Below are 5,875 nucleotides of genomic sequence, written 5' to 3'. Positions count from 1 at the left end.
ATGACTATGAAATAGGAGGAATTGAACGTGGCTTTGAGCGACAAATTAGAGAAAGTCAAACAAGAACACAATTCATTAGTGATGAATACAAGCGAACAAATCAATTACAGGGTGCGCATGTCGGAGATCGAACATCAGAACGAACTGATTGCACAGCGTATCGACCAATTAGCCGAAAGTATCGAGAAGAACAACAAGCTCGTGAGCGAGCAAATACTCTCCGTCAGCAGAATGAACAGAAAAAACAACGAGAACTTGAACAACAAAGTCGAGCAATTGAAAGAAGCGGACCAAGCCTTGAGAGATAATTTGAGGGAAACGCTAAACCACTATTTTCAGCAAATGAATGAGAGTGTTGGGAAGAATTTTGAGAAAAAGACAGATAGACTTGTTACGGATTTTTATCAAAAAGTACATCAGATAGAGCAAAAAACAAATGAAGTGCAAACTATGCGGATCAAGACAAAGAAAATTGAGGAAGTGTGTGTATCTGTCGTACAAGTCTTGTTATATGCTCTGATTGCAGTAATTATGGTGACAGGGTTAAAGTGGGGGATTTGGAACGTATTGGGAGTATCCAAGTTATATGAAAAAGTGTCACAAACATTTGAATGGGGTTGGCTTGTGATGGCGATTCTAATAGGTGTGATTGGACTTGGTGCATTTATTTTTGCTTTTACGTTTGTAAAAGAGAAAACCAATGATCGTAGTTTTTGAAAGAGTATATTCAAAATTTCTATAATAGTTATAAAACAAATTGGTATACAGAACTAATTTTGGGAATGTTTTTCTATTATTTTTAAACAATATTTAAATGGTATAATGATAGACAAAATCTTGTAGAAAATAAAAAACTCCCTCGAAGCCTAGGAAACTTAAGGGAGTTTTTTATCAATATACAGAATGGAGTTATTCTTTTTTTAGAGTATTATATTCTAAGTATTTATTCTATCATATTGAATAGACTCCTTCTACAAATAAGGAGTGGAAAAATGAGTGAAAAGATTGTTAATTTTGAGCAAGCTGAAAGAAATGCTAGAAAAAGAGATTTAGAAATTGAAAGTGAAAAAATTCGAGAGTTATATAATGATGTTGCAGAAGTTGAATTAGAAAAAGCTATGGAAACTATGGCTAAAGCTACTGGTAAAGAACTTTACATAGGTACTAAAAAAAGTCCTCAGTCGAGAGTGAGGTTTGCTCAAATTTTGCAAAGTAATTATGAATTTTTAAGAGAAAGGGAATATTTTACAGCTAAAGAAAAAGCATTTTTAATTGATATTGTTTCTTCGATTGCTTTTAATTCTAACTGTATTGTTGATGATGTGAAATCAAAAAATCCAGTTCCATTGAATATTTCAGGACTTGCAAAAAAAATTGGATTAACACGAGCGAATACAAGTCTTTCAGTAAATTCTTTGGTTAAAAAAGGGATATTAGCGAAAGCTGAAAGTGGAATTGAAGGAAATAATGCAAAAGCTTATTCATTATTTGTAAATCCGCATATTATTTATGCAGGAGATAAAGATAATGTAAATGAAGCACTTAAAGCAATATTTTATAAAGCTATGAAAATGAAAATATTGAAAGAGTTACCAGATAAATTATTTTAAGATTGACAATTAGTCAATCTTATTTTTTTACTCATTTTCGTGTGTATTGTTTTCGATACGAATGTGTATTGTTTTCGATACACACGAAAAACGTCATAAACCTAGTTATATCAACCCTTTATACCATTTTTAAAACTATCTCTCTTCTCACTCTATATATAAAGGCTTTTCACTATACAATAGTCGAGTAGTATTTTTTGAGAAAAACGCTCAAAAAATCTCCACTCTTCTGCTATTGCATAGTGAAATTCGGCAGGTGTTAGCATGTCGCCAAGCCGAACATACCAAAAACAAGGATTTGGGTAGTACGACTTGGATAAGCAATTGTACCTGCCGAACCGCCTATTTTATCGTTCGAAAACTTCACTTATTTTAGAAATAGATACGTAAAACCTGGGGGCTAGCCCCCACCCCCCCCAGCCAGCACTTACACCCAAAAACAAGGAAAACCATTTTAAAAGGAACTGAGCACCCCTTGCTTGAATAAAAACAGACAGGAATTAAATTGTAAGCAGGGGGTGCTCAGTTGGAAAAAGCATACTGGAATCATGAAGTGGCGGAACGTTTACAAATGGGCAAAAGTACATTACGTCGTTGGTGTTTGGAGCTTGAAAAACAAGGATATATATTTTCAAAAGGGGAACAAGAGAGTAGAGCTTTTACAGAGCGGGACGTGCTCATATTAGAAAAAATAAAAGAATTACAAAGCGAAGGCCAAAAGCTAGAACCTGCGATTAAACAGATAATAAGTGAGCAAGAACAAGTCTTGCCCACTCCACAGAGCACCCCTCGCTCAGTAGATATAGATTGGCAAGCAGAGAGAGCACAATTGAAACAAGAATTATTGGCGGAAATTAAACAAGAATTGCAGCGTAATGAGCAACGTATTTTTCATAGATTAGAAGACCGAGATCAATTACTTATGCAATATGTTCGAGAAATGCAGGAAACAAAAAAGGTAATGATAGCCACCCAACAAAAAAAATGGTATCAATTTTGGAAATGAAAAGAAATTAATAGAGTTTTTTATAAATACAAAAGATCACTTAGAAAAGTGATCTTTTGCACCTGAATGGGTTCAACTAGTAAGAAGGCCGTATATACTAGTTAAACTGTTTAGAGTGTAAACAGTTAAGAAAAGGTATACAACATGTAGTGCTGTATACCTTTTCTTATGCTTATTTTTGGTTTTTTATACCAAGAATAAGCATAAGAAATTAAATATGTTTATACAGGATTTTATGCAAAAAAAGGGAGTCTTGACGAATTCTAGGGAAGCCAAAAGCTTGTTAAAACGGGAATGTATGAAATGTTGTATATAGAGTAGATACGTGGAAAAGTAAAAACCCTTGGGAGAGTAAGGAGAAGCCAAGGGATTTTCTACCGATAATGATACGTTATGTTAACTAATCATGAATCTTTATACAAAACAAAAAGACGAGAATATGCTCGTCTTTTTGTGCGCAAATGATAAGAAAGTTCGTGAAAGTTTTACTTCCCCCAACAATAATATAACCCATATTTTGGGTTTTTATACCAAAATGTGGATTATACATCCTTTTCTTTTTTGGTAAGAGCCTGGCTGGAGGTTTAGGGGTTAGTCCTCACGATCTACGTATTTTTAAGTGATATAATTATTGACTGTAGTTTGAAATTGCTACATGAGGTTTAAAAATTTTAATTACACGCTCATCACCTTCAAAACGCATTATATTAATAATAAGTTTCTTTTGGTATATTAAGCAAAAATTTACAAAAATAGTCCAAATTCCTTTTTATTTTTCCTTATATCGATATGCAACACTTGTTAGTACACCTGTTTTTATCAACAAGTGTTGCAATATATATGTATACCATATTTCACAAAAATAGGACATTTTTGTGACTTCCTTGTACTCTTTATGTATATGTTATTTATACCAAAAACAGAACGTTTTTTGTATGTGATACCTTTTATGGACAACACTAAGAAATATTTATTATTTATTCATTTCTGGAATCCTTCTCTTTCATTGCACAAGTGTTATATTTTTTGCACTAGAACTCGTTTGGGCATCTTTAACTCGGGAAGGTGTCTTTTTGATTTTAAACATAATCGAAACACTCTTTACATATAGTACATTACTCCTGTTATGTTATACAATCGCTCCATACAAAAAAGCAATCCAGTCCATCCTGGATTGCTTTTTCTTTTTATCTCACTCAAAATGGTACCCCTACCATCTCAATTACACCTGTGTAAGAAGCATAGCTATTAACTCTAATTGAACAAAATGCAAATTGCAATGAACAGATATCTGAATTTATTGCAACAAATGTAAATAATAATAAAACCTTTAATATTTTAGCAACTCCCGTTCGGATAACTGCTGATAATGAAGTTGTTGCTTCTAGATTAACAAATGTTTCATTTCCCTGCAAATAGGTTTATTCTATATTGGGTGCTTTTGTCCAAATTCCTAAAATAGGGGAATTAGTTGAATTTATACACTACGTCATAAAGTGTACTTTTTGACGTAGCTAGAAAACTAGGATTTTTCGTTTCAAAAATACAACTTAATAACATTTGAAGTATGTCAATCTAATTGTATATATTTTGAAACGTATATTTTTTAAAAGTAACAAAAAACTTTTATAAATAAGAAGTTTTCGCGCTATGTTTTTACCCATCCCCTTGAAAAAGGGGATGGATAAAAACACCCTTCATTGGCATTATCTATAAGGGAGGAAAAATAAATCAATGAACTAGCTGAGCAATTAAAATTTTAAATGATAACATTTAGTTTAGATCTCCAATTGTATAATGATAAAAAAGTAAAATTACCAGTTAGATTTTTTTAGACTGTATCAATTTAATACAGTCTTTTCTTATGTGCTTTATTGATTATTTAAGTGTCACGAAAAAATGTATTAAACCTAGTTATATCAAGGTATCTACATGGTTTTTGTAATTGTTCTTTATTATCACTATTATTAAAGGAACAGGTAGTATTTTTGGCTTTGCTCCATCCTTGCAAAACTTTTTTCGGCTGGTTTTTAACTTTCGCCAAGCCGAACAGACCAAAAACAAGGTTAAGTTGCTCGACTTGGACTAGCAATTGTACCAGCCGAACCACCCAGATCCATCGTTCTAAACAATTCGCTTATTCCATATTCAGTTACGTTAAGTTCCTGGGGGCTAGCCCCCAAACCCCCAGCCAGCACTCACACCCAAAAACAAGGAGAAAACCTTTTTGATTTCTCCATTTATAAGTGCACCTATAAACGCTGGAAAATGCTATGAATACTTATTCATGTCAGGTTGACATAATGTTTCATTATCGGTAGCTAGTATAAAAAATAAAATTAAAAAACTATCGATCAAATATGTTATTTGATCGATAGTTTTAGGTTAAAGAATCGGTGGTTCCTTAACTGCAATTCCAATTGGCCTAGATCCAACAGAAATAGTAGCAATGACACCATTGTTTGATCCATCTATTACGGATACTGTATTGGATCCGGCATTTGCAACGTAAATATAATTTAATTCTTGATCTACACTTATTCCTTCTGGACCAGATCCAACAGAAATAGTAGCAATGACACCATTGTTTGATCCATCTATTACAGATACTGTAGTACCCATACTACCATCACCACGATTAGCAATATAAATACGATTTGTAGCTATATTAACACTTATTCCTTGTGAAAGCAATCCAGCAGATACAGTAGCAATCACTCCATTATTTGATCCATCTATTACGGATACTGTACCGGATGCGGAATTTACAACATAAATTTTATTAGTAGCTTCATTTACTGCTATTCTTGCTGAACCAGATCCAACAGATACAGTAGCAATAACACCATTGTTTGATCCATCTATTACGGATACTGTACTGGATCCGAAATTTGCAACGTAAATTCGATTAGTAATTTTATTTATATCGATTCCTTCTGGTTTAATTCCAACCGAAATAGTCATAATGATATGATTGGGCGTACCCGCAATAACAGAAACGTTATTAGAGTTATAGTTAGTCACATAAATATTATTCGTGACAGCCGGCCCAGTCCCGCCAGTACCACCAGTAGCTCCGGTTGCGCCTGTAGGCCCAGTAGCTCCCGTTACGCCTGTGGCTCCGGTTGCGCCTGTAGGCCCAGTAGCTCCCGTTGGACCTGTAGGCCCGACACCGCCCCCGTCTGAAACAGCGGAAGTTGTTGTGACTAAAGCTGCTAAAATATTAAGAATTTGATTGCGTGTGACATTTGTCATAATG

The 5,875-nt window shown here is 33.9% G+C and carries 6 protein-coding genes; 4 read left to right on the top strand and 2 right to left on the bottom strand.

The window, feature by feature from the left end:
• The 4 genes from JDS99_RS31745 to JDS99_RS29595 form a co-directional block, all read left to right on the top strand.
• Nucleotides 1-308: hypothetical protein (locus JDS99_RS31745; protein WP_206773329.1), on the top strand; the 308-nt coding region annotated here is incomplete at its 5' end.
• The gene (locus JDS99_RS31740; protein ID WP_206773328.1) at nucleotides 298-717 is read left to right on the top strand and encodes a hypothetical protein; all 420 of its coding nucleotides are present in this window, start codon (nucleotides 298-300) and stop codon (nucleotides 715-717) included. The genes JDS99_RS31745 and JDS99_RS31740, both read left to right, overlap by 11 nt.
• 275 nt (nucleotides 718-992) lie before the next feature.
• Nucleotides 993-1,610, top strand: a complete 618-nt coding sequence (locus JDS99_RS29600; protein ID WP_199696331.1) for a MarR family transcriptional regulator — start codon at nucleotides 993-995, stop codon at nucleotides 1,608-1,610.
• A gap of 526 nt (nucleotides 1,611-2,136) precedes the next feature.
• Nucleotides 2,137-2,616 carry a DUF3967 domain-containing protein gene (locus tag JDS99_RS29595; RefSeq protein ID WP_199696330.1) on the top strand — a complete coding sequence of 160 codons (480 nt, stop codon included), beginning with the start codon at nucleotides 2,137-2,139 and terminating at the stop codon, nucleotides 2,614-2,616.
• Nucleotides 2,617-3,812: 1,196 nt separating this feature from the next.
• Here the strand turns inward: JDS99_RS29595 and JDS99_RS29590 are convergent.
• Both JDS99_RS29590 and JDS99_RS29585 read right to left on the bottom strand, forming a co-directional pair.
• A complete protein-coding gene (locus JDS99_RS29590) occupies nucleotides 3,813-4,031 on the bottom strand; it encodes a hypothetical protein (RefSeq protein WP_199696329.1) in 219 nt (72 codons plus the stop codon).
• 970 nt (nucleotides 4,032-5,001) lie between these two features.
• A partial coding sequence (locus tag JDS99_RS29585) for a YncE family protein (protein ID WP_199696328.1) occupies nucleotides 5,002-5,875 on the bottom strand: 874 nt, incomplete at its 5' end.

Origin of the sequence: Bacillus cereus group sp. N6, assembly GCF_016483705.1 — a bacterium.
Lineage (GTDB): Bacteria > Bacillota > Bacilli > Bacillales > Bacillaceae_G > Bacillus_A > Bacillus_A wiedmannii.
This window is presented reverse-complemented; position numbering and strand designations above follow the sequence as displayed.